The sequence below is a fragment of the Enterobacter sp. MGH 24 genome, from assembly GCF_000493015.1.
Taxonomy (GTDB): domain Bacteria; phylum Pseudomonadota; class Gammaproteobacteria; order Enterobacterales; family Enterobacteriaceae; genus Enterobacter.
The window spans coordinates 2,912,135-2,937,545 of the sequence record NZ_KI535657.1 but is presented as its reverse complement, the minus strand read 5'-3'; the positions used below and the strand labels follow the sequence as shown (position 1 = coordinate 2,937,545).

The 25,411-nt window shown below is 59.5% G+C and carries 20 protein-coding genes; 10 read left to right on the top strand and 10 right to left on the bottom strand.

Annotated elements, in window-relative coordinates:
• Positions 1–43 precede the first annotated feature (43 nt).
• Positions 44–1,249, bottom strand: a complete 1,206-nt coding sequence (dacC, locus tag L370_RS08135; RefSeq protein ID WP_023335046.1) for a serine-type D-Ala-D-Ala carboxypeptidase — start codon at positions 1,247–1,249, stop codon at positions 44–46.
• A gap of 240 nt (positions 1,250–1,489) precedes the next feature.
• Here dacC and L370_RS08140 point away from each other — a divergent pair, with 240 nt between their 5' ends.
• On the top strand, positions 1,490–2,116 hold the full coding sequence (locus tag L370_RS08140; protein ID WP_023335045.1) for a glutathione S-transferase family protein: 627 nt from the start codon (positions 1,490–1,492) through the stop codon (positions 2,114–2,116).
• On the opposite strand, the gene L370_RS08145 is transcribed toward L370_RS08140, so the two are convergent.
• Together L370_RS08145 and bssR are read right to left on the bottom strand one after the other, a co-directional pair.
• Positions 2,117–3,235 (bottom strand): PQQ-dependent sugar dehydrogenase, encoded by a 1,119-nt coding sequence (locus L370_RS08145; protein ID WP_023335044.1) that lies wholly within the window; start codon positions 3,233–3,235, stop codon positions 2,117–2,119.
• A 106-nt stretch (positions 3,236–3,341) separates the two neighbouring features.
• Complete coding sequence (gene bssR / locus L370_RS08150; protein WP_023310914.1) at positions 3,342–3,725, bottom strand: biofilm formation regulator BssR; 384 nt, start codon at positions 3,723–3,725, stop codon at positions 3,342–3,344.
• 216 nt (positions 3,726–3,941) lie between these two features.
• Here bssR and rimO point away from each other — a divergent pair, with 216 nt between their 5' ends.
• Positions 3,942–5,267: a 30S ribosomal protein S12 methylthiotransferase RimO gene (gene rimO, locus L370_RS08155; protein ID WP_023335043.1), complete on the top strand. Its 1,326-nt coding sequence runs from the start codon at positions 3,942–3,944 to the stop codon at positions 5,265–5,267.
• A gap of 59 nt (positions 5,268–5,326) precedes the next feature.
• Here the strand turns inward: rimO and gsiD are convergent, their stop codons facing one another.
• The 5 genes from gsiD to iaaA are packed head-to-tail and all read right to left on the bottom strand — an operon-like array spanning position 5,327 to position 11,549.
• Positions 5,327–6,238, bottom strand: coding sequence for a glutathione ABC transporter permease GsiD (gsiD, locus tag L370_RS08160; RefSeq protein WP_023335042.1), 912 nt, complete (start codon positions 6,236–6,238; stop codon positions 5,327–5,329).
• 1 nt (position 6,239) lies between these two features.
• Positions 6,240–7,160 carry a glutathione ABC transporter permease GsiC gene (gsiC, locus tag L370_RS08165; protein WP_023335041.1) on the bottom strand — a complete coding sequence of 307 codons (921 nt, stop codon included), beginning with the start codon at positions 7,158–7,160 and terminating at the stop codon, positions 6,240–6,242.
• A 5-nt stretch (positions 7,161–7,165) separates the two neighbouring features.
• Complete coding sequence (gene gsiB / locus L370_RS08170) at positions 7,166–8,704, bottom strand: glutathione ABC transporter substrate-binding protein GsiB (protein ID WP_023335040.1); 1,539 nt, start codon at positions 8,702–8,704, stop codon at positions 7,166–7,168.
• A gap of 23 nt (positions 8,705–8,727) precedes the next feature.
• Positions 8,728–10,599, bottom strand: a complete 1,872-nt coding sequence (gene gsiA / locus L370_RS08175; protein ID WP_023335039.1) for a glutathione ABC transporter ATP-binding protein GsiA — start codon at positions 10,597–10,599, stop codon at positions 8,728–8,730.
• A gap of 11 nt (positions 10,600–10,610) precedes the next feature.
• Entirely contained in the window at positions 10,611–11,549 is a 939-nt protein-coding gene (gene iaaA / locus L370_RS08180) for a beta-aspartyl-peptidase (RefSeq protein WP_032639150.1), read from the bottom strand.
• Between the two features lie 188 nt (positions 11,550–11,737).
• Here iaaA and moeA point away from each other — a divergent pair, with 188 nt between their 5' ends.
• Complete coding sequence (moeA, locus tag L370_RS08185; protein WP_023335037.1) at positions 11,738–12,970, top strand: molybdopterin molybdotransferase MoeA; 1,233 nt, start codon at positions 11,738–11,740, stop codon at positions 12,968–12,970.
• A 1-nt stretch (position 12,971) separates the two neighbouring features.
• Positions 12,972–13,724, top strand: coding sequence for a molybdopterin-synthase adenylyltransferase MoeB (gene moeB, locus L370_RS08190; protein ID WP_023335036.1), 753 nt, complete (start codon positions 12,972–12,974; stop codon positions 13,722–13,724).
• Between the two features lie 85 nt (positions 13,725–13,809).
• Here moeB and fsa read toward each other — a convergent pair whose 3' ends face one another.
• Positions 13,810–14,472, bottom strand: coding sequence for a fructose-6-phosphate aldolase (gene fsa, locus L370_RS08195; RefSeq protein ID WP_023335035.1), 663 nt, complete (start codon positions 14,470–14,472; stop codon positions 13,810–13,812).
• A 128-nt stretch (positions 14,473–14,600) separates the two neighbouring features.
• On the opposite strand from fsa, the gene L370_RS08200 reads away from it, so the two are divergent.
• The 4 genes from L370_RS08200 (at position 14,601) to L370_RS08215 (ending at position 20,325) form a co-directional block, all read left to right on the top strand.
• Positions 14,601–15,500, top strand: coding sequence for a glycyl-radical enzyme activating protein (locus L370_RS08200; protein WP_023335034.1), 900 nt, complete (start codon positions 14,601–14,603; stop codon positions 15,498–15,500).
• 4 nt (positions 15,501–15,504) lie between these two features.
• Positions 15,505–17,937, top strand: coding sequence for a formate C-acetyltransferase/glycerol dehydratase family glycyl radical enzyme (locus L370_RS08205; protein ID WP_023335033.1), 2,433 nt, complete (start codon positions 15,505–15,507; stop codon positions 17,935–17,937).
• 166 nt (positions 17,938–18,103) lie between these two features.
• Entirely contained in the window at positions 18,104–18,919 is an 816-nt protein-coding gene (locus L370_RS08210; protein WP_023335032.1) for a Cof-type HAD-IIB family hydrolase, read from the top strand.
• A gap of 149 nt (positions 18,920–19,068) precedes the next feature.
• Complete coding sequence (locus L370_RS08215) at positions 19,069–20,325, top strand: DUF1479 domain-containing protein (RefSeq protein WP_023335031.1); 1,257 nt, start codon at positions 19,069–19,071, stop codon at positions 20,323–20,325.
• Here the strand turns inward: L370_RS08215 and L370_RS08220 are convergent.
• The gene (locus L370_RS08220; protein WP_023335030.1) at positions 20,322–21,395 is read right to left on the bottom strand and encodes a LacI family DNA-binding transcriptional regulator; all 1,074 of its coding nucleotides are present in this window, start codon (positions 21,393–21,395) and stop codon (positions 20,322–20,324) included. The two genes, L370_RS08215 and L370_RS08220, sit on opposite strands and share 4 nt — an antisense overlap.
• 288 nt (positions 21,396–21,683) lie before the next feature.
• Here L370_RS08220 and L370_RS08225 point away from each other — a divergent pair, with 288 nt between their 5' ends.
• Both L370_RS08225 and L370_RS08230 read left to right on the top strand, forming a co-directional pair.
• Positions 21,684–22,985 (top strand): MFS transporter, encoded by a 1,302-nt coding sequence (locus L370_RS08225; protein WP_023335029.1) that lies wholly within the window; start codon positions 21,684–21,686, stop codon positions 22,983–22,985.
• A gap of 17 nt (positions 22,986–23,002) precedes the next feature.
• On the top strand, positions 23,003–25,366 hold the full coding sequence (locus L370_RS08230; RefSeq protein WP_023335028.1) for a glycoside hydrolase family 31 protein: 2,364 nt from the start codon (positions 23,003–23,005) through the stop codon (positions 25,364–25,366).
• Positions 25,367–25,411: the final 45 nt, after the last annotated feature.

Here is a 25,411-nt window from a genome sequence, read left to right as displayed (position 1 = left end):
CTCGAACGTAGGCCGGGTAAGCGCAGCGCCACCCGGCAAAAACTTAGTTGAACCAGCTGCCAAACCACCCGTGGAATTTCATCATCACGAAGTCCCACATCCGGCTGAAGAAGCCGCCCTCTTCCACCGCTTCCATCACAATCAGCGGACGCTGTTCAATCGACTTGCCGTTCAGCTGGAAATCAATCGTCCCGACCACCTGGCCTTTCTTCAGCGGCGCGGTGAGCTGCGGATCGGTCAGGGTATAGCTGGCCTTCAGGTTTTTCAGCTGACCGCGCGGAATGGTCACCGATCCTGCTTCACCCGCGCCCAGATTCACTTCGCTCTTGTCGCCAAACCAGACGCGCTGGCTGACGAACGTGGCATCCGGTTTAATCGGCGTCACGGTTTCATAGAAGCGGAAGCCCCAGGTCAGCAGTTTTTCTGATTCGTTAAAGCGAATACGGTCGGTTTTGGTCCCCAGCACCACCGAAATCAGACGCATGTCGCCCTGCGTCGCGGAGGCCACCAGGTTATAGCCTGCACCCGCCGTGGTGCCGGTTTTCATCCCGTCCACGTTAACGTTGCTGCTCCACAGCAGACGGTTGCGGTTCGGCTGGCGGATTTTATTGAAGGTAAACTCTTTCTCTTTATGGATGGCGTATTCATCCGGCACGTCGTGAATAAGCGCTTTCCCCAGCAGCGCCATGTCGCGCGCGGTGCTGAACTGGCCCGGCGCATCCAGGCCGTGAACGGTTTTAAAGGTGGTGTTGGTCAGGCCCAGCTTTTGCGCGTAGCCATTCATCAGACCGATAAATGAATCCTGACTTCCCGCGACGTAATCCGCCAGCGCAATACAGGCGTCGTTCCCGGACTGGATAATCACCCCTTTATTCAAATCAGATACGGAAACCTGATCGCCCGGCTTCAGGAACATCACGGAAGACCCGCGCAGCGCCGGGTTGCCGGTCGCCCAGGCATCCTTCCCGATGGTAACCATATCGTCCAGCTTAATTTTGCCCGCTTTCAACGCCTGGCCGACCACATAGCTGGTCATGATTTTGGTCAGGCTTGCCGGATCGAGTTTCTCATCCGCATTCCCTTCCGCCAGCACTTTACCGCTGGAATAATCCATCAGGATCCAGGCGCGCGCATCCACAGGCGGCGCTTCGGGTGCAGCCTGCTCAGCTGCATAGAGAGTTGGTGCAAACAGGAAAAGGAGCGCAGAGCCTGCCGCCAGGCTGCGCAGAGAAGTCATTTTACGCGTCATAAATGCCACCCGAGTGTCCATTCAAAAATTACGTCACATCACCGTGTCGCAAGAAGCGATGAGTAATAGCGCACTAAAACGGTTAAAGAAACCCAACGAGGGTAAAGTTATTAAAGTTTATGCAATAACATCCAGATACGCTTTGATTAAGACGATTTTTTTGTCTTCTGTTGCGTAATTGTTAGGTTTATCTCACCATGGCGAAAGCTGACCCGGATTCACATCTCATCAGGAGTAAATATGATTACGCTTTGGGGCAGGAACAACTCGACCAACGTTAAAAAAGTGCTCTGGACGCTGGAAGAGCTGGATTTACCGTTCAATCAAATCATGGCCGGCATGTCGTTCGGCGTGAACAAAGAGTCCGACTATCTGGCCATGAACCCGAACGGCCTGGTGCCGCTGCTGCGCGATGATGAAACAGACGCGACGCTTTGGGAATCCAACACCATTGTGCGTTACCTCGCCGCCCAGTATGGTCAGGGCCGCCTGTGGGTAGAAAGCCCGGCCCGTCGCGCCCAGGGTGAAAAGTGGATGGACTGGGCGAATCAGACCCTATCGCCAACCCACCGCGTGATCCTGATGGGGCTTATCCGTACGCCGGAAGCCGAGCGCGACTATCCGGCCATTCATGCCGCTCAGGACGCGTGCGAAAACCTGTTTGCGATGATGGATGACGAGCTGGCGAAGCACGCCTGGTTCTCCGGTGAGGCGTTCGGCGTGGGCGATATTGCCGTGGCGCCGTTCGTCTGGAACCTGACCAATATGGGCCTGACGTGGACGCCGCGCCCTCACCTTGAGCGCTGGCTAAAACAGCTGAGCGATCGCCCGGCATACTGCAACGTGGTAATGATCCCGGTCACCTGATCACGCGCCGGACGGGCTGACTTTCAACAGCTGCCCGTCCGTCTCGTCGGTCAGCACATATAAATAGCCGTCCGGCCCCACCCGCACATCACGAATACGTTGATTCCGGTCGCCCAGAATTCGCCCGTCCTCCGTTACCTTATTGCCCTCCACGCTCAGCACGATAACGTCCTTTTCCTTCAGCGCCCCAATAAACAGCTTGTTTTTCCACTGCGGGAAAACGTCGCTGTTGTAGAACGCCATGCCGCTCACGGCAGGTGACACTTTCCAGACGAACAGCGGTTTTTCAGTTCCCTCAACGTGCTCGCCTTTGGCTTCCGGAATTTTCAGACCGCTGTAGTTAATGCCGTGCGTCGCCAGCGGCCAGCCGTAGTTCTTTCCTTTCTCCGGGATGTTGATCTCATCCCCGCCGCGCGGGCCGTGCTCATTCAGCCACAGCGCGTCGCTCCAGGGGTTCATCGCCATCCCCTGCGGGTTGCGAATACCGTAAGACCAGATTTCGGGCCGCGCGCCGGGAGTATTCACAAAGGGGTTATCCGGCGGCACTTTGCCGTCTTCGGTGAGGCGCACCACTTTACCCTGTAATTTGTCCAGGTCCTGCGCCGTGGGCCGCTGGTTATTCTCGCCGAGTCCGATAAAGAGCGCGCCTTTGCCGTCGAACACCAGTCGCCCACCAAAATGGTTACCGGTAGAGAGTTTCGGCATCTGGCGGAACACCACCTGGAAGGCTTCAATGCGCGTAAAGTCGTCGCTTAACCGGCCATAGCCCACCGCCGTGCCGGCTTTGCCGTCACTCCCGGCCTCGGCGAAGCTCAGCCAGATGCGGCGCGATTGTTCAAAATCCGGGGCGAGGACTACGTCCAGTAATCCTCCCTGACCGTTTGCCCAGACCTTCGGCACGCCGACAATCGGATCGGACAGCCCTTTGCCGGCCTGCCAGCGTTTGAGCTGACCGCCCTTCAGGGTCACCAGCAGGCCTTTATTGTCCGGCAGAAACGCCAGAGACCAGGGGTGATCGAGTTTATTTTGCAGCACCTCGACCTTGACGGCCTCTGGCGCGGCAAGAAGCGAAAACGGAATGAACAACGCAGGCAGGGAAATTAGCGAGGATCGAGGCATAACGCGCTCCTTTATCGGCATATGGCATAAAGGTTAGCCACTGCATCCGGGCGCGTTACCACTTTTACAAAAGCTTAATCAGAAGGGGGAGTTGCCTCCCCCTGGGTCAGTGCTGTTCAAGCTTCTCGTGCTCGTTCAGGCACATGATGCATAGAGAGAGCGTGGTCAGGCAGTTTTCAAGCTTCTCCGCGTTAACAGCGATAAAATTCGGGCAGTCGTGGCGTCCATTCATCAAACATACCCCAGCGATGGAGAGCACCTCAGCGGCGCGTCGCAGGGCGATTAGCTCACTTTCGCCGTATTTCGCCTTCAGGGTCGGTGCTTTTTCACGCATGAAATTGCAAAGTTCAAACAGGTTATCACGCAGATGTTCGCTTTCGCTGACTGACATATACCCTTTTGCCTTCCTCAACTGCAGGTACGCGGCCAGGTCGATTCGGGCGTTGATCAGCTTGTTAAGCAGATCGCGTTTTAGTCTGTCAACGGTCATGCTCTTTCCTCCTCTGTCAGCCATTGTGCATAATCAGGATAAGTACATTTTTTGTACAGTTTAATGCCTGGGATCAATTTTTATTAACTGATTAACATTATTTACAATGTTACAACGTCTGCCCGACGCATCCGCCTTGCAAAGAGTGTATAAATCCCCCGCGATACGCTGTAAAATCCCGCCCTGATAACTCCATAATTGATGAATTTTTAACCTATGAGCAATGTTACGCACCAGCCGAAAATCGGCTTCGTCTCCCTGGGCTGCCCGAAAAACCTGGTGGATTCAGAACGCATCCTGACCGAACTGCGCACCGAGGGCTATGACGTGGTGCCAAGCTACGACAACGCCGATATGGTGATCGTGAATACCTGCGGGTTTATCGACAGCGCGGTTCAGGAGTCACTGGAAGCCATCGGTGAAGCCCTGACGGAAAACGGCAAAGTGATCGTCACCGGCTGTCTGGGCGCGAAAGAAGACCAGATCCGCGAAGTGCACCCGAAGGTGCTGGAGATCACCGGCCCGCACAGCTACGAGCAGGTGCTGCAACATGTTCATCACTACGTGCCAAAACCAAAGCACAACCCGTTCCTGAGCCTGGTGCCGGAACAGGGCGTGAAGCTGACGCCGCGCCACTACGCGTACCTGAAAATTTCCGAAGGCTGTAACCATCGCTGCACCTTCTGCATCATCCCGTCCATGCGTGGCGATCTGGTGAGCCGTCCGATTGGTGAAGTGCTGGCGGAAGCTAAACGTCTGGCCGACGCGGGCGTGAAGGAGCTGCTGGTCATCTCCCAGGACACCTCCGCCTACGGCGTGGACGTTAAGCATCGCTCTGGTTTCCACAACGGCGAGCCGGTGAAAACCAGCATGGTGGGCCTGTGCGAACAGCTGTCTAAGCTTGGTATCTGGACGCGTCTGCATTACGTCTATCCATACCCGCACGTTGACGACGTGATCCCGCTGATGGCGGAAGGCAAAATTCTGCCGTACCTGGATATCCCGCTGCAGCACGCCAGCCCGCGTATCCTGAAGCTGATGAAGCGTCCTGGCTCCGTTGATCGCCAGCTGGCGCGCATCAAGCAGTGGCGCGAGATCTGCCCGGATCTGACCCTGCGCTCCACCTTCATCGTCGGCTTCCCGGGTGAAACCGAAGAAGACTTCCAGATGCTGCTCGATTTCCTGAAAGAAGCCCGTCTGGACCGCGTAGGCTGCTTCAAGTACAGCCCGGTAGAAGGCGCAACCGCCAACGAGCTGGCGGACCAGGTGCCGGAAGAGGTGAAAGAGGAGCGCTGGAACCGCTTCATGCAGCTGCAGCAGCAGATCTCTGCCGAGCGTCTGCAGGAAAAAGTGGGCCGCGAGATCATGGTCATCATTGACGAAGTGGACGAAGAAGGCGCGATTGGCCGCAGCATGGCGGATGCCCCTGAAATCGACGGCGCGGTGTACCTGAACGGCGAAACCAGCGTTAAGCCGGGTGATATTATTCGCGTGAAGGTTGAAAACGCGGACGAGTATGACCTGTGGGGTAGCCGGGTTTAATCTCCCCCTCTGTTGTAGGCCGGGTAAGGCGTAGCCGCCACCCGGCACATTTCACTGCCCTACCCCTTAATCCTCGGATCCAGCGCGTCGCGCAGCCCGTCACCCAGCAGGTTAAACGCCAGCACGGTCAGGAAAATCGCCAGGCTCGGGAAGATGGCCACGTGCGGTGCAATCACCATATCCGCCCTCGCCTCGTTCAGCATGGCGCCCCACTCCGGCGTTGGAGGCTGCGCCCCTAACCCCAGAAACGACAGGCTGGCCGCCGAGATAATCGACACGCCGATACGCATGGTGAAATAGACCACGATGGACGACACCGTACCCGGCAGAATATGGCTGAACAGGATCGTGGCGTCGCTGGCCCCCATGCTGCGGGCGGATTCGATAAAGGTCTGCTGCTTCAGCACCAGCGTGTTGCCGCGCACCAGGCGCGCGAACGCCGGAATCGAAAAGACCGCCACCGCGATAATAACGTTCGCCATGCCGCTGCCCATTATTGCCACCACCGCTATCGCCAGCAGAATGCCGGGGAAGGCAAACAGCACATCGCAGATGCGCATGATGATGCGGTCCCACCAGCCTTCGTAATACCCGGCAACCAGACCCAGCACGGTACCGATGGCCGCGCCGATCAGCACCGCGAACACCCCGGCGGCGAGCGAGATCTGCGCCCCGACCAGCACGCGGCTGAAGATATCGCGCCCGAGGGAGTCCACGCCGAACCAGTGCAGCATTGAGGGTCCGTCGTTCAGACGGTCGTAGTCAAAATAGTTTTCCGCATCAAACGGCGCCACCCACGGCGCAACGATCGCCACCGCGATCAGCAGCAGCACAAACAGCCCCGCCGCCATTGCGACCGGCTGACGGCGAAAACGCCGCCAGAATTCTGACCACGGCGTGCGGATATGTTCCGGTTTGAGCCCCGGCATAGCGTTTAAAACGGCCTGACGTCGCCAGTTCAACAATCGCATCTTACTTGTACCTGATGGCCGGGTTAATGGCGGCGTAGAGCACATCCACCACTAAGTTGATAAGGATAAACTCCAGCGAGAAAAGCAGGACTTCCGCCTGAATGACCGGGTAGTCGCGCATCTCGACGGAATCGACCAGCAGGCGTCCCAGCCCCGGCCAGTTGAAGACCTTCTCCACGACGATAGAGCCGCCCAGCAGGAAGCCAAACTGCAGCCCCATCATCGTCACCACCGGGATCATCGCATTGCGAAACCCGTGCTTAAGAATGACCCACTTCTCGCTAACCCCTTTCGCCCGTGCGGTGCGAATATAATCTTCGCTCAGCACGTCAACGAACGAGGCGCGGGTAAAGCGGGCCATTACCGCCGACACGGCAGCCCCCAGCGTCATGGAAGGCAGGATGTAATGCTTCCAGGTATCGGCCCCGACGGTCGGCAGCCAGCCCAGTTCGACGGAGAAGATCTGCATCAGCAGCATCCCCAGCGCGAACGCCGGGAAGGAGATGCCGGTCACCGCCAGGGCCATGCCGAGCTTGTCCGGCCAGCGGTTGCGCCAGACGGCCGCGACAATCCCGGCGCCAAGCCCAAACAAGACCGCCCAGCTCATGCTGGCAATCGTTAACCAGAACGTCGGCATAAAGCGGCTGGCAATCTCCTCCGACACCGGACGGCGCGACACCATCGAGATACCAAAATCGCCCTGCAGAACGTTGCAGATATAATGGATGAACTGCAGATACAGCGGCTGGTCGAGGCCAAGCTGTTTACGCACCATGTCAATAACGGTGGCATCCGCTTCGGGCCCGGCAACCAGGCGCGCCGGATCGCCCGGCAGCATATGGACAAATAAAAACACCAGAACCGCCACAATCAGCAGCGTCGGAATAAGCCCCAGCAGGCGTTTACAAACATAATTCAGCATGAGGTTTATTTTAAATCCGCATCGTCAAAGCTAAAGCCCGTGTCCGGCATGATGTAGAACCCGGTTAACGCTTTGTTATGGGCTGACACCAGTTTCTCCACCACCAGCGGCACCCACGGTGACTCTTTCCAGATAATATCCTGCGCGTCTTTGTAGAGGCGCGCTTTCTCTTCCGGTTTGGTGGTTTTCAGGGCATCGGCCAGGTCTTTGTCCACCTGCGGGTTGCTGTAAAACGCGGTGTTGAACAGGGTTGGCGGCCAGTTCTGCGAGGCGAACAGCGGCGACAGCGCCCAGTCGGCTTCGCCGGTCGAGGCCGACCAGCCGGTATAGAACATCCGCACCCCGCTCTCTTTCTGCCCTTTCCCCTCTACTTCTGCCGCACGCTGTCCGGCATCCATCGCGGTCACCTGCGCCTTGATGCCGACCTGCGCCAGCTGCTGCTGGGTAAACTGCAGCACCTTCTGGGCGGTACTGTGGTTATGCGACGACCACAGCGTGGTGCTGAACCCGTTCGGGAAGCCCGCCTCTTTCAGCAGCTCGCGCGCTTTTGCCGGATCGTACGGCCACGGCTGATAGCTCTGGGCATATGCAATAGCAGGAGGCAGTACGCCGGTGGCCGGGGTGGCATAGCCCGCAAAGGCGACCTTCACCAGTGCCTGGCGGTTAATGGCGTAGTTGATGGCCTCACGCACCTTCGGGTTATCAAACGGCTTTTGCGTGACGTTCATGCTGATGTAGCGCTGCATGATAGACGGGCTGGCGACCAGCTCCAGCTTGCTGTTTTTCTGCAAAATGGCGGCCTGCTCGTACGGGATCGGGAAGGCAAACTGCGCCTCGCCGGTTTGCAGCATCGCCGCGCGGGTGTTGTTGTCCACCACCGGACGCCAGGTGATGGTGTCCAGCTTCGGCAGCCCTTTCTGCCAGTAACCCGCGAATTTCTTCACCTTCACAAAATCGGTCTGGTTCCAGGTGAGCAGTTCGTAAGGGCCGGTGCCAACAGGGTGGAAGCCGATCTCCTTGCCGTATTTCTTCAGCGCGGCGGGGGAAATCATCGCCGTTGCCGGATGCGCCAGAATATTGATAAACGCGGAGAACGGCTCTTTCAGAGTGATTTTTACCGTTGCCGGGTCGACCACCTCGGTGCTGGCGATATTTTTATACAGGTTATAGCGCTTGAGGCTATTTTCCGGATTGCTGGCGCGATCGAGGTTAACCTTCACCGCCTCCGCATTGAAATCGGTACCGTCCTGGAACTTCACGCCGGAGCGGAGCTTAATGGTATACACCAGCCCGTCGTCGGAGACGGTATACCCCTCCGCCAGCACGTTTTTGAGCTTCATCTCTTTATCCAGACCGAAAAGGCCCTGATAGAACGATTTCGCCACCGCCTGAGAGAGCGTGTCGTTGGCGTCATACGGATCGAGCGTGGTGAAATTCGAGCCGACGGCAACCACCACGTCTTTGGCAGCGAACGCGGGGGCAGCGGCCAGGGCTGCCGTCACGCTCGCGGCTAACAACCATCTACGCGCTACAAAAGTAACCATTGTGTTCTCCTGCCTGTTGTAAGTTATAACCGCGAAAACGCATTGTCCTGACGCGGGGGAGCCACGAAATGACCCGGACCGACCTCGCGAAGCGTCACGCGCTCGACGGCCTCGCCGCGTTTACGAATATTGCTCGGCATTTCATCCTGCAGCAGCACGCGCTGGCCGTGACGGTGCGCCGGATCGGCAACCGGGACCGCCGCGATAAGCTTGCGGGTGTACGGGTGCTGCGGGTTCTCAAACACCGCCCTTCGCGGCCCAATCTCCACGATCTGCCCCATGAACATCACCGCCACGCGATGGCTGATGCGCTCGACAACGGCCATATCGTGCGAGATAAACAGGAAGGCGATGCCCATATCCCGCTGTAAATCCAGCAATAAGTTGATGATCTGCGCCCGGATAGAGACATCCAGCGCCGAAACGGACTCATCGGCAATCACCACTTTCGGGTTCAGCGCCAGCGCGCGGGCGATGCAGATACGCTGCCGCTGTCCGCCGGAAAATTCGTGCGGATAACGCCAGGCGTGCTCCGGCTTCAGGCCGACGCGCTCCAGCAGCCAGGCCACGCGACGCTGTGCCGCTTCGCCGTCGAGCAGGTTATGTACCCGCAGCGGCTCCATGATCGAATACCCCACCGTATGGCGCGGATCGAGGGAGGCATACGGATCCTGGAAAATAAACTGAATATCCCGCCGCACCGCCTGCAGCCTGCTGTCCGGAAGGGTATCAATGCGCTCACCGTTAAAGGTAATGCTGCCTTCCTGTGATTCCACCAGACGGAGCAACGCGCGCCCGGTGGTGGATTTACCGCAGCCGGACTCCCCTACCAGCGCCAGCGTTTCGCCCGGCCAGAGATCGAAACTGACGTTTTCCACCGCGTGCACTTCGCGCTTCACGCGGTTCAACACGCCGCTGCGCAGCGGAAAACGGCTGACCAGATTGCGCACCTCCAGAATGGGCTTGCCCGGCACCACGGTGTCCTGCTCGCGCGCATCTTCCTGCGGCTCAGACGCCTTAAGAGAAATCAGGGGGAAGCGGCGCGGCAAATCGCTGCCGTTCATCGCCCCCAGACGCGGAACCGCCGCCAGCAGCGCTTTGGTGTAAGGATGCACGGGCGCGTGGAAAATCTGCTCGACCGGGCCGGTTTCCACCGCGCTGCCCTTGTGCATCACCAGCACCCTATCGGCGATATCGGCGACCACGCCCATATCGTGGGTGATGAAAATCACCCCCATCTCCATCTCCTGCTGCAGTACTTTGATGAGCTGCAGGATCTGCGCCTGAATCGTAACGTCCAGCGCCGTCGTTGGTTCATCGGCAATCAGCACCGCCGGACGGCAGGAGAGCGCCATGGCAATCATCACCCGCTGGCGCATGCCGCCGGAAAGCTGATGCGGGTAGCGCCCCAGAATGGCCTGCGCCTCCGGGATGCGCACCAGCTCCAGCATCCGTCGGGCCTCTTTGAGCGCTTCATCGCCGCTCAGCCCCTGGTGCAGGCGGATAGACTCGGCGATTTGTTCCCCGACCGGAAAAACCGGGTTCAGGGAGGTCATCGGCTCCTGGAAGATCATCGCAATATCCGCCCCGCGCACGCCCTGCATCTGCGAACCGCTTAGCTCATTTAAATCAATGACCTGACGGTTGCGGCGGCGCAGGAGCATTTTCTCACTGCTGATTTGCCCGCCCGTCTGCTCCAGCAGGCGCATCAGCGCCAGCGCGGTGACCGATTTACCGGAGCCGGATTCACCCACAATCGCCAGCGTCTCGCCGCGCCTGAGCGTGAACGATAAATTCTGTACTGCGGGGATGAACTGCCGCTCTTCCTGAAACGCAATATTGAGCTGATGGACAGCCAGCACTTCGCGGTTGTCCAGTTCGTCACTGTGCGGCACGCGCTGCCCCCTTATTCACGATAGATGCCCGTGCTCGGTTCATCACCGGCATAACCCCAGGCGCGATACATGCCTTCACTGTTGAACGGCAACGCCACGTTGCCCTCACGATCCACAGCAATGAGTCCGCCAACGCCGCCCAGGGCAGGCAGTTTCTCCATCACCACGCGCTCGCAGGCTTCGCTGAGGCTTAAACCGCCGTAATCCATCAGCGCGGTGATGTCGTAGGCCGCCAGGGCGCGGATAAAAACTTCCCCGGTTCCGGTACACGACACCGCCGCCGTCGCGTTATTGGCATAGCAGCCGGCGCCCGGCAGCGGGCTATCGCCGACGCGCCCGGGCAGCTTGTTGGTCATCCCGCCCGTTGAGGTCGCCGCCGCGAGGTTTCCGGCCTTATCCAGCGCCACCGCGCCGACCGTGCCCATTTTGGTGGTTTCATCCAGCGGCGCAGTGTGGTCAAGCTGCGTCATGCCCGCCGTACGGGCTTCCAGCAGTTGCCGATAGCGTTCTTCCGTGGAAAACAGATCCGGCGATACCGGTTCCATCCCGTGCTCGAAGGCAAACGCCTCTGCCCCGGCCCCCGTCAGCAGCACGTGCGGGCTCGCTTCCATCACCAGACGCGCCGCCAGCACCGGATTGCGCAGATGGCTCACGCCCGCCACGGCGCCCGCCTTCAGGGTGACGCCGTCCATCACGCAGGCATCCAGCTCGTGGGTTTCATCCCGGGTAAAGACCGAACCGATTCCGGCATTAAAGAGCGGGCACTCTTCCAGCAGGCGCACCGCCTCGGTGACCACGTCCAGCGCGCTTTCGCCCGCTTCCAGCATTCTCTGGCCCGTTTCCACAATGGCGTACAGCGCGTCGATATAGCGCTTTTCCTGCTCGGGACTGAGCTGTGCTCGGGTGATTGCCCCGGCGCCACCATGAATTGCGATTACCGCATTAACCATTCGCATCACCCGTTAGCCTGATTTGCGGCTTTTTCTATAAATATCATTATCGTCGATGAAACTTCAGATGATTTTTGAATATAGAAAGACGTAACTGTGATGTAAAGCGTACACCCATCGGGTCATACAGTTAGCCGCACTTTTCTGCCATAATGAGCGCTTTCGTTGTTACTCCGCAGGAGCCCACCATGGATTTTACCGCCGGACTGATGCCGCTTGAGACGGCACTCACGCAGATGCTTGACCGAGTTTCCCCGCTGCATGACGTTGAGACGCTGCCCCTCGTGCGCTGTTTTGGCCGTATTGCCGCACGCGATATCGTCTCTCCGCTTAACGTGCCGGGGTTTGATAATTCCGCGATGGACGGTTACGCGGTACGCCTGGCGGATCTCCAGACGGGTAACGCCCTGCCGGTGGCGGGTAAAGCCTTTGCGGGGCAGCCGTTTAGCGGTGAGTGGCCTGCAGGCACCTGCGTACGCATCATGACCGGCGCGCCGGTTCCGGCTGGCTGCGACGCCGTGGTGATGCAGGAAGAGACCGAACAGACCGACGACGGCGTGCGTTTTACCGCCAGCGTCAAAGAGGGCCAGAACATCCGCCGCACGGGCGAAGACATCACCCTTGGCGCAACGGTCTTTGCCGCCGGGCAAAAGCTGACGGTCGCGGAGCTGCCGGTGCTGGCCTCGCTCGGCATCGCGGAAGTTGACGTTATCCGTAAGGTGCGCGTTGCCGTTTTCTCCACCGGCGACGAGCTGCAGCTTCCGGGCCAGCCGCTGCAGGACGGCCAGATTTACGATACCAACCGCCTGGCGGTACACCTGATGCTGGAGCAGCTGGGCTGCGAGGTGATTAACCTCGGCATCATTCCTGACGATCCGGAAAAACTGCGCGCCGCGTTTATCGAGGCGGATAACGCTGCCGACGTGGTCATCAGCTCGGGCGGCGTCTCCGTGGGCGAAGCGGATTACACCAAAACCATCCTCGAAGAGCTGGGCGAGATCGCCTTCTGGAAGCTGGCGATCAAGCCGGGCAAACCGTTCGCGTTTGGCAAGCTCACGCACGGCTGGTTCTGTGGCCTGCCGGGTAACCCGGTCTCGGCGGCGCTCACCTTCTACCAGCTGGCGATCCCGCTGCTGGCGAAGCTTTCCGGCAACAAGGCTAACCCGCTGCCGGAACGCCAGCGCGTGCGCGCCGCCACGCGCCTGAAAAAATCCCCGGGCCGTCTCGATTTCCAGCGCGGCATTCTGGCGCGCAACGCGGACGGTGAGCTTGAAGTGAGCACCACCGGGCACCAAGGCTCGCACATTTTCAGTTCCTTCAGCCAGGGCAACTGTTTTATCGTCCTGGAGCGCGAGCGCGGCAATGTGGAAGCGGGCGAATGGGTTGAGATCGAGCGCTTTAACCACCTGTTCGGAGGCTGACATGACGGTGGAACTGAGCGACCCGGAGATGATGCGCTACAACCGCCAGATTGTGCTGCGCGGGTTTGACTTCGAGGGTCAGGAAGCGCTTAAGGCAGCCAATGTGCTGGTCGTCGGTCTCGGCGGGCTGGGCTGCGCCGCCGCGCAGTACCTTGCCGCAGCGGGCGTGGGCAGGATGACGCTGCTGGATTTCGATACCGTGTCGGTGTCTAACCTGCAGCGCCAGACGCTGCACAGCGACGCGACGGTTGGACAGCCGAAAGTGGACTCTGCCCGAACGGCGCTGGCGCGCATTAACCCTAATTGTGAATTCACCCTGATTGACGCGATGCTGGATGACGACGCGCTGTCCGCGCAGATTGCGCAGCACGACCTGGTGCTGGACTGCACCGATAACGTCGCCGTCCGTAACCAGCTCAACGCGGGCTGTTTTGCCCACAAAATCCCGCTGGTCTCCGGCGCGGCGATCCGCATGGAGGGGCAAATCAGCGTCTTCACGTACGCGGAAGGCGAACCCTGCTACCGCTGCCTGAGCCGCCTGTTCGGCGAGAACGCCCTGTCCTGCGTTGAGGCGGGCGTGATGGCGCCGCTGGTCGGCGTGATTGGCTCACTGCAGGCGATGGAAGCGATCAAAGTCCTGGCGCGCTACGGCACGCCTGCCGCGGGGAAAATCGTGATGTATGACGCGATGACCTGCCAGTTCCGCGAGATGAAGCTGATGCGTAACCCGGGATGTGAGGTTTGTAGCAAATAAAAAGTCGGGTGGCGGCTCCGCCTTACCCGACCTACAACGGCTCGAACGTAGGCCGGGTAAGCGCCAGCGCCACCCGGCAACAGCATTAGATAGACGTCCGTCCAAACGCCCCCTGCCAGTCCTGCTCAAACTTCACAATCGCCGCATCCACGGCCGGAGAGGTAATAAACTGCTGCGCCACGTCCAGCGGCAGCGTGATGGACTCGCACCCTGCCAGCAGGCAGTCCAGCGCCTGACGCGGCGTTTTAAAGCTCGCGGCCAGCACTTTTGACTGCGGGGCGTGCAATGTCAGCAGTTGCTGTAATTCCACAACAGTCTGGATCCCGTCTCCGCCCTGCGCGTCCACGCGGTTAACATAGGGTGCCACATACTCCGCCCCCGCCAGCGCGGAGAGCATCCCCTGCGCGGCACCGTATACCGCCGTACCCAGCGTCGGGATCCCTTCCGCTTTTAGCATCTTGATTGCCGCCAGCCCCTCTGCGGTCAACGGCACTTTCACCACCAGGTCGTTAATGATGGCGCGCAGCCTGCGCGCGTCCTCCACCATCCCTTCGGCAGTGGTCGCCATCACCTGAGCAAACAGACGGCCTTTCCCGCCCAGCGCGTCGTGCAGCGCAGGCAGCAGCTCGTCCAGCGGCGTTTTGCCTGCCGCCACAATGCTTGGGTTGGTGGTCACGCCCGCCAGCGGGAAGATACGCGCCAGCTTTTTAACTGCCGCAACGTCAGATGTGTCGAGATAAAGTTCCATGATGTCACCCTCAAATTTAGCCTGCACTTACCCTATCACGACAAAACCTGCTCAGTAGTTGACCTGCATCAAGATAACTTTCATTCGAAAGTCATTTAATCTTCATATGCAAGATGCGAGGCGAAATCATGATCTTCAATATTCAGCGTTACTCTACCCACGACGGCCCCGGTATTCGAACCGTGGTATTCCTGAAAGGCTGCTCGCTGGGCTGTCGCTGGTGTCAGAACCCGGAAAGCCGCTCCCGCAGCCGGGACGTGCTGTTTGATGCGCGTCTGTGCCTGGACGGCTGCGACCTGTGCCAGCAGGCGGCACCGGGCTGTGTCGAACGTGCGCTGAACGGGCTGGTCATCCACCGCGAAAAGCTGAGTGAAGAGACGCTCAATGCCCTCACCGACTGCTGCCCGACTCAGGCGCTCACCGTCTGCGGTGAAGAACAGCAGGTCGAGGAGATCATGGCGACCGTACTGCGCGATAAACCCTTCTACGACCGCAGCGGCGGCGGGATCACCCTCTCCGGCGGCGAGCCGTTTATGAACCCCGAGCTGGCGCACGCCCTGTTTAAAGCCAGCCACGAACAGGGGATCCACACCGCCGTCGAAACCTGCCTTCACGTGCCGTGGCACTATATTGAGCCGTCATTACCCTACGTCGATCTCTTCCTCGCCGACCTGAAGCACGTCGACGGTGACGTCTTCAAGCAGTGGACGGACGGTTCGGCTAAGCGGATCCTGGACAACCTGAAGCGCCTTGCCGCGGCCGGGAAAAAAATCACCATCCGCGTGCCGCTGATCCAGGGCTTTAACGCCGATGAAGCCTCTGTTACCGCCATTACCAATTTCGCTGCCGACGAGCTCGGCGTCGAGGATATTCATTTTCTGCCGTATCACACGCTGGGCATGAACAAATACACCCTGCTCGGCCAACCCTACTCTGCCCCTGACAAACCGCTGGATAACCCTGCCCTGCTGGACTTCGCGCAGCAGTACGCCTGCCAGAAAGGGTTAACCGCGACCTTACGAGGATAAACCTATGACCACCCTGAATCTCAACACCCTCAGCGAGCGCATTAAGGCGCACAAAACGGCCCTGGTGCATATCGTTAAGCCGCCGGTCTGTACCGAGCGCGCACAGCACTACACCGAAATGTACCAGCAGCACATGGACAAGCCGATCCCGGTACGCCGCGCTCTGGCGCTGGCGCATCACCTGGCTGAACGCACCATCTGGATCAAACACGACGAGCTGATTATCGGTAACCAGGCAAGCGAAGTGCGCGCCGCGCCGATTTTCCCGGAATACACCGTCTCCTGGATTGAGAAAGAGATCGACGATCTGGCGGACCGCCCGGGCGCAGGCTTTGCGGTGAGCGAAGAGAACAAGCGCGTGCTGCATGAGATCTGCCCGTGGTGGCGCGGCCAGACGGTGCAGGACCGCTGCTACGGCATGTTCACCGACGAGCAGAAAGGCCTGCTGGAAACCGGCATTATCAAAGCCGAAGGCAACATGACCTCCGGCGACGCGCACCTGGCAGTGAACTTCCCGCTGGTGCTAGAGAAGGGTCTCGACGGCCTGCGCGCTAAGGTGGCCGAGCGCCGCTCGCGCATCAACCTGACGGTGCTGGAAGACCTGCACGGCGACCAGTTCCTGAAGGCGATTGATATCGTGCTGGAGGCGGTGAGCCTGCACATCAAGCGCTTTGCCGACCTGGCGCGTGAAATGGCGTCCACCGAAACCCGCGAAAGCCGCCGCAACGAGCTGCTGGCGATGGCGGAAAACTGCGACGTGATTGCCCACGAGCCGCCAAAAACCTTCTGGCAGGCGCTGCAGCTGTGCTACTTCATCCAGCTGATCCTGCAGATTGAGTCCAACGGCCACTCCGTCTCCTTCGCGCGCATGGACCAGTATCTCTATCCGTTCTATCGCCGCGACGTGGAGCTGAACCAGAGCCTCGACCGCGAGCACGCCATTGAGCTGCTGCACAGCTGCTGGCTGAAGCTGCTGGAAGTGAACAAGATCCGCTCCGGCTCGCACTCCAAGGCTTCCGCTGGCAGCCCGCTGTACCAGAACGTCACCATCGGCGGCCAGAAGCTGGTCAACGGCGAGCCGGTGGACGCGGTCAACCCGCTCTCCTACGCGATTCTGGAGTCCTGCGGTCGCCTGCGCTCCACCCAGCCAAACCTGAGCGTGCGCTACCATGCGGGCATGAGCAACGACTTCCTCGACGCCTGCGTGCAGGTGATCCGCTGCGGCTTCGGGATGCCGGCGTTCAATAACGATGAAATCGTTATCCCGGAATTCATCAAGCTCGGCGTCGAGAAAGACGATGCCTATGACTACGCCGCGATTGGCTGCATCGAAACCGCCGTCGGCGGTAAATGGGGCTATCGCTGCACCGGCATGAGCTTTATCAACTTCGCCCGCGTGATGCTCGCCGCGCTGGAAGGCGGCCGCGATGCCACCAGCGGCAAGGTGTTCCTGCCGCAGGAGAAAGCGCTCTCTGCCGGTAACTTCGACAATTTCGAGGAGGTGATGGCGGCCTGGGACAGCCAGATCCGCTACTACACCCGCAAATCCATCGAGATTGAGTACGTGGTGGACACCATGCTGGAAGAGAACGTCCACGATATTCTCTGTTCGGCGCTGGTGGATGACTGCATTGAACGCGCGAAAAGCATCAAGCAGGGCGGCGCGAAGTATGACTGGGTCTCCGGTCTGCAGGTGGGCATCGCCAACCTCGGCAACAACCTGGCGGCGGTGAAGAAGCTGGTGTTCGAACAGGGCATCATCGGTCAGCAGCAGCTGGCGGCCGCGCTGGCGGATGACTTCGAGGGGCTGACCCACGAGCAGTTGCGCCAGCGCCTGATCAACGGCGCGCCGAAGTACGGCAACGACGACGACAGCGTGGATATGCTGCTGACCCGAGCCTATCAGACCTATATTGAAGAGCTGAAGCAGTACCACAACCCGCGCTATGGCCGCGGCCCGATTGGCGGTAACTACTACGCGGGCACCTCCTCGATTTCCGCAAACGTGCCGTTTGGCGCGGCGACGATGGCCACCCCGGACGGACGTAAGGCGCACACCCCGCTGGCGGAAGGGGCAAGCCCGGCTTCCGGTACGGACCACCTCGGCCCGACGGCGGTCATTGGCTCTGTAGGGAAACTGCCGACGGAAGCGATTCTCGGCGGCGTGCTGCTGAACCAGAAGCTGAACCCGTCGACGCTGGAAAACGACAGCGATCGCCAGAAGCTGATGGTGCTGCTGCGCACCTTCTTCGAGGTGCATAAGGGCTGGCATATTCAGTACAACATCGTCTCGCGCGACACGCTGCTGGAAGCGAAGAAACACCCGGATCAGTATCGTGACCTGGTGGTGCGCGTGGCGGGCTACTCGGCGTTCTTCACCGCCCTGTCGCCGGATGCGCAGGACGATATTATCGCCCGTACTGAGCATACGCTGTAAAAAAACGCCCGGTGGCGCTGCGCTTACCGGGCCTACATTGTCTCCCCGTAGGCCGGGTAAGGCGAAGCCGCCACCCGGCTTTCTGACTTTCATTCGAAATTAAATTTGTGCTCCCCGTCACCTTGTTATTAGAATGTTTCAAAAAGCAGTGACCCAGGAGCACAGTATGACCGTTAAAGTTATCGTCACCGATATGGACGGAACTTTCCTTGATGATGCCAAGCAGTACGATCGTGACCGCTTCCAGGCGCAGTTTGAGCAGCTTAAAGCCCGCGACATTGAATTTGTGGTCGCCAGCGGCAACCAGTATTACCAGCTCATCTCCTTCTTCCCGGAGCTGAAAGACAGGATCTCCTTCGTGGCGGAAAACGGCGCGCTGGTGTTCGATCGCGGCGAACAGATTTTCCACGGCGAGCTGACGCGTCATGAATCGCAGATCGTGATTGGCGAACTGCTGAAGGACAAAGGGCTGAACTTCGTGGCCTGCGGGCTGGAAAGTGCCTACGTCAGCGACCAGGCCCCTGAAGCGTTCGTGGCGCTGATGTCAAAGCACTACCACCGCTTAAAGCGCATCAGCGATTACCGCGACATTGACGACGTGCTGTTTAAGTTCTCCCTGAACCTACCGGATAGCGATATCCCGAATCTGGTGGATAAACTGCACGTCTCCCTGGACGGCATCATGAAGCCGGTCACCAGCGGCTTTGGTTTTGTCGATTTAATTATCCCCGGACTGCACAAGGCCAACGGCATTAGCCGTCTGCTGAAGCGCTGGAAAATCTCCCCGCAGGCGTGCGTGGCCATTGGCGACAGCGGCAACGATGCCGAGATGCTGAAGCTGGTGAAATATTCCTTTGCGATGGGTAACGCGGCGCAGAGCATCAAAGAAATCAGCCGCTACAGCACCGACGACAACAACCATCAGGGCGCGCTGAACGTCATTCAGGCCGTGCTCGACAACCACTCCCCGTTCGACGTCTGATCCTCTCCTCGCCGGAGCCTCGCTCCGGCCTCTCACTCTTTTTCCGTCCTGTGGCTTGCGTCAAGTTTTTAAACTTGCATTAACTTAATTTTAACTTAAAGTATCACTTGTAGATATTTTTACTTTCGAATGAAAGATGCGAGGCGGTTATGACCTTTACCAGTGAAACTTTGCCAGCGGATCACAAAGCGGCAATCCGTCAGTTGAAACGTGAGCTGCGCGCGCAGATCGGCGACGTGCAGGCGGTGTTTAATAAGCTCAGCGATAAAATTGCCACCCGCGTGGCGGAAATCAACGCCCTTAAGAACAAAGGCGAATCCGTCTGGCCGGTGATTCCGTTTGCGGACGTGAAAAACGGCACTATCACCGACGTACAGCGCGAGGCCGTTAAGCGCCGCGGCTGCGCGGTGATTAAAGGTCACTTCCCGCGCGAGCAGGCGCTGGCGTGGGATCGGTCGATGCTCGACTACCTCGATCTGAATAAATTTGACGACGTGTACAAAGGGCCTGGCGATAACTTCTTCGGCACCCTGACGGCCTCCCGGCCGGAGATTTACCCGATTTACTGGTCACAGGCGCAAATGCAGGCGCGCCAGAGCGAAGAGATGGCGCAGGTGCAGTCGTTCCTGAACCGTTTATGGACATTCGAGAGCAACGGCAAGCAGTGGTTCGACCCGGACGTGAGCGTGATTTACCCGGACCGTATCCGCCGCCGTCCGCCGGGAACCACCTCGAAAGGGCTGGGCGCGCATACCGACTCCGGCGCGCTGGAGCGCTGGCTGCTTCCGGCTTATCAACAAGTTTTCGCCCGCGTGTTTGACGGCAACGTCGATAAGTACGATCCGTGGAACGCCGCGCACCGTACCGAAGTGGAAGAGTACACCGTCGATAACACCACCAAATGCTCGGTGTTCCGCACCTTCCAGGGCTGGACGGCGCTGTCGGATATGATCCCCGGTCAGGGCTTGCTGCACGTGGTGCCAATCCCGGAAGCGATGGCCTATATCCTACTGCGCCCGCTGCTGGACGACGTGCCGGAAGACGAGCTGTGCGGCGTAGCGCCGGGGCGCGTGCTGCCGGTTTCCGAGAAGTGGCACCCGCTGCTGATCGAGGCATTAAGCAGCATTCCTGCACTCGAGGCGGGCGATTCGGTGTGGTGGCACTGCGATGTGATCCACTCCGTCGCGCCGGTGGAAAATCAGCAGGGCTGGGGCAACGTGATGTACATCCCTGCGGCGCCGATGTGTGAGAAGAACCTCGCCTACGCGAAGAAGGTCAAGGAAGCGCTGGAAACCGGCGCGTCCCCGGGAGACTTCCCGCGCGAGGATTATGAAAAAACCTGGCAGGACCGCTTTACCGTGAACGATCTCAACATCCACGGCAAGCGCGCGCTGGGCATGGTCTAGCTGTCATACAGCCCTTCCCGCTCCACGGCGGTGCGTCGTTTCCCCTGACGTATCCGCCGTACCGATTCCCGTACGGCCAGCATGCCGTTAAGCAGTAACGTTCCTACCGGCGCGTCCGGACGCATCAGCCGCTGCTGGAGCATATAAACCGCTTCTGTTCCCAGCTCATCGCGCGGAACGTGCACCGCCGTCAGAGGCACATCCTGGATTGCCGCCAGGTTAAACCCGTCAATGCTCATGACCGACACGTCCTGCGGCACGCGCAGGCCGTGGTTTTGTAATGCGCTAATGGTGCCCGCCGCCATAAAGTCACCGCCGACCAGAAACGCCGTCGGCAGGTCTTTTCCCTTCTGCTGGTTAAGCCACTCGCTGACCATCTGTTCCGTTTCGCGAGCGCTGAAGCTGGGCACCACCAGCAGATCGCGCTTGTCGTTGAACGTCAGATTATGGGACTGCCAGGCGTCGCGGATCCCCGACAGGCGCAGCTCCATGGTGTAGCGACGCAGGCACAGCACGTTCATCACCTCACGGTGCCCCATCTCGAACAGATATTCCGCCGCCCGCTCGCCAATCGCGCGATGATCCGGCGCAACGGCAGGCAGACGCATGTGGCGGTCGCGGCAGTTAATCAGCATGCAGGGTTTTCCCACGTCCACCGCCAGATCGTGAATATGGGGATCGTCGATGCCGAGAAGGATTGCCGCCTGGGCGTCCGCTTCATTCATGCGTGCCAGAAACAGCTGCGCGTCGCTGTCGTTCTCCTCCAGCGCGCAGTAGCGAAGGCGCACATCGTGCGAGGCAAGGCCTTTACTCACGCTCTGGATCACGCGGTAGTAAAAGATGTCGGACCGCTCGTCAAACGCCCGCTGCGGGGCAAAAACCACCAGGCTGTTGAGCAGCAGCCGTCCCGCCGCCATGCCGTCCATCACCCCCAGTTCCCGCGCGCACGCCAGCACCTTTGCACGCGCTTTTTCACTGGTATTCGCTTTTCCCGCCAGCACCCGCGACACGGTACTGATCGACAGCTGCGTTCGGGCCGCGATTTCGGTGATCTTTAGCCTTTTGTCCATTTTGTGATCTGGCTCCATTTGCGAAATGAAAAAATTTTCATAGCGTATCCATCAGTAGATAACTGACATAGAGGCCATCATGCCAGAGGGTTTACGTCAGTTATGAGAAATTTTGCACAAAATCCACTTTTGCCCACTGATTTTCTTCCTTAAGGTGAACTTGTCACACAACTTCCATACTAGTTGCATACCAACTTAAGCATATTAAACGGATAGAAATCAAAGGCATAAAAATCCGTGTGACACCTGAACCTCCGTCCCCTTACCGTCCGTCTTGTGGAGAGTAAAATGAGTCAGGACATCAATAACACCGTAGCGACAAGCAAAACCCGTCGCGTCATCAAGAACCTGCGCTGGTACGTGCTGGTGCTGTTCTTACTTGGCGTCACCGTTAACTACATCACCCGAAACTCCCTCGGGATCCTCGCCCCGGAACTGAAAGAGAGCCTCGGGATCACCACCGAGCAGTACTCCTGGATCGTCGGCGCGTTCCAGATCGCCTACACCATTTTCCAGCCCCTGTGCGGCTGGCTGATTGACGTCATCGGCCTGAAGATTGGCTTCATGGTCTGCGCCGGGATCTGGGCGTTGATGTGTATCTTCCACGCGGGCGCCGGAAGCTGGCTGCACCTGGCGATTCTGCGCTTCTTTATGGGTGCGTCTGAGGCCGCGGCTACCCCGGCGAACGCCAAAACCATCGGCGAATGGTTCCCGAAATCAGAGCGACCCGTTGCCGCCGGCTGGGCGGGCGTGGGCTTCTCCATCGGCGCGATGCTGGCCCCGCCTATCATCTACTTTGCTCACGCGTCATTCGGCTGGCAGGGCGCGTTCATGTTTACCGGCGTGCTGGCGCTGCTGTGGGTGATCCTCTGGTGGGCGTTCTACCACAACCCGGAACAGCATCCGAACCTGAGCAAGGACGAGCTGGCGTTTATCAAGCAGGATAATGAACCGCCTGCGGTGAGACTGCCCTTCCTGACCGCGCTGAAAACCGTCTCGAAAAACAAACGATTCTACGGTATTGCCATCCCGGCCTTTATGGCGGAACCGGCCTGGGCGGTGCTGAGCTTCTGGGTGCCGCTGTACCTCGCCAAAGAGCACGGCATGGATCTGAAGCAGATTGCGATGTTTGCCTGGCTGCCGTTCCTCGCCGCCGACCTCGGCAGCGTGGCGAGCGGCTACCTGACGCGTCTGTACACCCGTCTGTTCGGCTGCTCGCGCGTTAACTCGGTCGTTGCCAGCTCCGTGACGGGCGCGTTCCTGATGATCTCGTTGGGCATCGTGGCCATTACCCGCGACCCGTATATCACCATCGTGCTGATCTCCATCGGCGGCTTCGGGCACCAGATCATCTCCTGCATGCTGAGCGCCCTGGTCGTGGAGTCGTTCGACAAAGGCCAGATGGCGACCGTCAACGGCATGCGCGGCTCTGCGGCGTGGATCGCCAGCTTCCTGTTCTCGCTGTTAATCGGTGTGACCGCCGACAAAATCGGCTTTAACCCGCTCTTTATTGCCATGGGCTTCTTTGACCTGATTGGCGCTGTATTCCTGGTAGCATTTATTGCTGAACGTCGCGCCAAGCGCGCCTGATAGTGGATGTATTGCATATGAAAACCCTGAAAAACTGGACCGTAGATAAGCAGTCAGCAAACCATCTGGAACTGCTGGTCGATAACCAGCACCGCCTGTGCCTGTATGTGCTGGAAGAGAACCTGTTCCGCGTGCTGATCAAACGCAAAGGCGAGCTGGCGCTGGACCGCACCTGGAGCATCGCGCCGGAAAAAGACGTACCGTGGGAAGGCCGCTGTCGTGACGACATAAGCGGCTTCTCATGCCCGGCCTGGACCCTGACGCGGCAGGATGAGACGCTAACCGTGGCCACCGAACGGCTGCGCGTGACCGTCCACCAGCCGCTGTGGCTGGAGTGGCACTACCGCAATGAGGCGGGCGAGTGGCAGCCGCTGGTCAACGACCGCCCGACCAGCGCCTACCTGCTGAACGCCCACGGCGACGGCGTGGCGCACTACCTCAGCCGCCGCAAGGACGAGCGTTTCTACGGCCTGGGCGAAAAAGCGGGCGATCTGCAGCGCAACGGCAAGCGCTATGAGATGCGCAACCTCGACGCCATGGGGTACAACGCGGCCAGCACCGACCCGCTCTACAAGCACATTCCGTTCACTATCGCCCGCCGCGACGACATCAGCTACGGCCTGTTCTATGACAACCTGAGCAGCTGCTGGCTGGATCTGGGTAACGAAATCGACAACTACCACACCGCCTACCGTCGCTGGCAGGCGGAAGCGGGCGACATCGACTACTACATCTTTACCGGCACGCGCGTGCTGGACGTCACCAAAGCCTTTGTGCGCCTGACCGGGAAAACGCTGTTCGGACCGAAGTGGAGCCTGGGCTACAGCGGCTCGACCATGCACTACACCGACGCGCCGGACGCGCAAAACCAGCTGATGAACTTCATCCGCCTGTGCGAAGAGCACGCCATTCCGTGCGACTCGTTCCAGCTCTCCTCCGGCTATACCTCCATCAACGGCAAGCGCTACGTCTTCAACTGGAACTATGACAAGGTGCCGCAGCCGAAGGTGATGAGCCAGGCGTTCCACGACGCGGGGCTCAAGCTTGCGGCCAACATCAAGCCGTGCCTGCTGCAGGATCATCCACGCTATAACGAAGTGGCGGAGAGCGGCCTGTTTATTCGCGATTCAGAAACCGATGCGCCGGAACGTTCCAGCTTCTGGGATGACGAAGGCTCGCACCTCGACTTTACCAACCCGCAGACGGTGCAGTGGTGGCAGAACGGCGTCACCACGCAGCTGCTGGAGATGGGCATCGACTCCACCTGGAACGATAACAACGAATATGAAGTGTGGGACGGGGAAGCCCGCTGCTTTGGCTTCGGCAAGGAGATCGCCATTAAGCACATTCGCCCGGTGATGCCGCTGCTGATGATGCGTGCCTCGCTGGAAGCGCAGCAGCGCTTTGCGCCGGAGAAACGTCCGTATCTGATCTCCCGCTCCGGCTGCGCCGGGATGCAGCGCTACGTTCAGACATGGAGCGGCGACAACCGCACCAACTGGGACACGCTGCGCTATAACATCCGCATGGGGCTGGGCATGAGCCTGTCCGGGCTGTTCAACGTCGGCCACGACGTCGGCGGTTTCTCCGGTGACAAGCCTGACGCCGAGCTGTTCGTGCGCTGGGTGCAGAACGGCGTGATGCACCCGCGCTTTACCATTCACTCGTGGAACGATGATCACACCGTGAACGAGCCGTGGATGTACCCGGGCGTCACGCCAGCCATTCGCGGTGCGGTTGAGCTGCGCTACCGCCTGCTGCCGTACCTCTACACCCTGCTCTGGCAGGCGCACGCCGACGACGAGCCGATGCTGCGCCCGACCTTCCTCGATCACGAGCACGATGCCCAGACCTTTGAAGAGTGCGATGACTTCCTGCTGGGCCGCGACCTGCTGGTCGCCAGCGTCGTCGAAGCCGGGCAGCGCGAGCGCCGCGTCTGGCTACCGGATAACGCCACCGGCTGGTACGATTTTTACACCCACGCGTGGTATGCGGGCGGACAATCAGTCGTCCTCGATGCGCCGCTGGAAAAACTGCCGCTGCTGGTGCGTGCGGGAGCCGGTCTGCCGCTGAGCGAGCGCATCACGCATGTGAGTGCCGAAAAAGATACGGCACGCGAACTGAAGCTGTTCCCGGTAAAAGGCGTCGGGACAACCTCCGGCATGCTGTTTGAAGACGACGGCGAAAGCTGGGGCTACCAGAACGGCAGTGCGCTGTGGGTGGAGTGGGAAATGGTGTGCGACGGCGCAACCATCAACCTGAAGGTCAACGCGCGCGGGGATTATCGTCCGGCGTGGAAGGCGCTGAAGGTGTCGTTACCGGCGGGAGAAAAACGCAAGCTGCTGGTGAACGGGGTTGAAGGGAGCGAGTGGGTGATGTAGTGCGGCCTGATGCCCTCACCCTAACCCTCTCCCACAGGGAGAGGG

Bases quoted from the DNA above. Each gene is read 5' to 3' on its own strand.
- moeA (WP_023335037.1), top strand. From the start codon at position 11,738: ATGGATTTTACCGCCGGACTGATGCCGCTTGAGACGGCACTCACGCAG.
- rimO (WP_023335043.1), top strand. From the start codon at position 3,942: ATGAGCAATGTTACGCACCAGCCGAAAATCGGCTTCGTCTCCCTGGGC.
- moeB (WP_023335036.1), top strand. From the start codon at position 12,972: ATGACGGTGGAACTGAGCGACCCGGAGATGATGCGCTACAACCGCCAG.
- L370_RS08200 (WP_023335034.1), top strand. From the start codon at position 14,601: ATGATCTTCAATATTCAGCGTTACTCTACCCACGACGGCCCCGGTATT.
- gsiD (WP_023335042.1), bottom strand. From the start codon at position 6,238: ATGCGATTGTTGAACTGGCGACGTCAGGCCGTTTTAAACGCTATGCCG.
- iaaA (WP_032639150.1), bottom strand. From the start codon at position 11,549: ATGGTTAATGCGGTAATCGCAATTCATGGTGGCGCCGGGGCAATCACC.
- L370_RS08210 (WP_023335032.1), top strand. From the start codon at position 18,104: ATGACCGTTAAAGTTATCGTCACCGATATGGACGGAACTTTCCTTGAT.
- L370_RS08215 (WP_023335031.1), top strand. From the start codon at position 19,069: ATGACCTTTACCAGTGAAACTTTGCCAGCGGATCACAAAGCGGCAATC.
- gsiB (WP_023335040.1), bottom strand. From the start codon at position 8,704: ATGGTTACTTTTGTAGCGCGTAGATGGTTGTTAGCCGCGAGCGTGACG.
- L370_RS08230 (WP_023335028.1), top strand. From the start codon at position 23,003: ATGAAAACCCTGAAAAACTGGACCGTAGATAAGCAGTCAGCAAACCAT.
- bssR (WP_023310914.1), bottom strand. From the start codon at position 3,725: ATGACCGTTGACAGACTAAAACGCGATCTGCTTAACAAGCTGATCAAC.
- fsa (WP_023335035.1), bottom strand. From the start codon at position 14,472: ATGGAACTTTATCTCGACACATCTGACGTTGCGGCAGTTAAAAAGCTG.
- L370_RS08145 (WP_023335044.1), bottom strand. From the start codon at position 3,235: ATGCCTCGATCCTCGCTAATTTCCCTGCCTGCGTTGTTCATTCCGTTT.
- gsiC (WP_023335041.1), bottom strand. From the start codon at position 7,160: ATGCTGAATTATGTTTGTAAACGCCTGCTGGGGCTTATTCCGACGCTG.
- L370_RS08220 (WP_023335030.1), bottom strand. From the start codon at position 21,395: ATGGACAAAAGGCTAAAGATCACCGAAATCGCGGCCCGAACGCAGCTG.
- L370_RS08225 (WP_023335029.1), top strand. From the start codon at position 21,684: ATGAGTCAGGACATCAATAACACCGTAGCGACAAGCAAAACCCGTCGC.
- dacC (WP_023335046.1), bottom strand. From the start codon at position 1,249: ATGACGCGTAAAATGACTTCTCTGCGCAGCCTGGCGGCAGGCTCTGCG.
- L370_RS08140 (WP_023335045.1), top strand. From the start codon at position 1,490: ATGATTACGCTTTGGGGCAGGAACAACTCGACCAACGTTAAAAAAGTG.
- L370_RS08205 (WP_023335033.1), top strand. From the start codon at position 15,505: ATGACCACCCTGAATCTCAACACCCTCAGCGAGCGCATTAAGGCGCAC.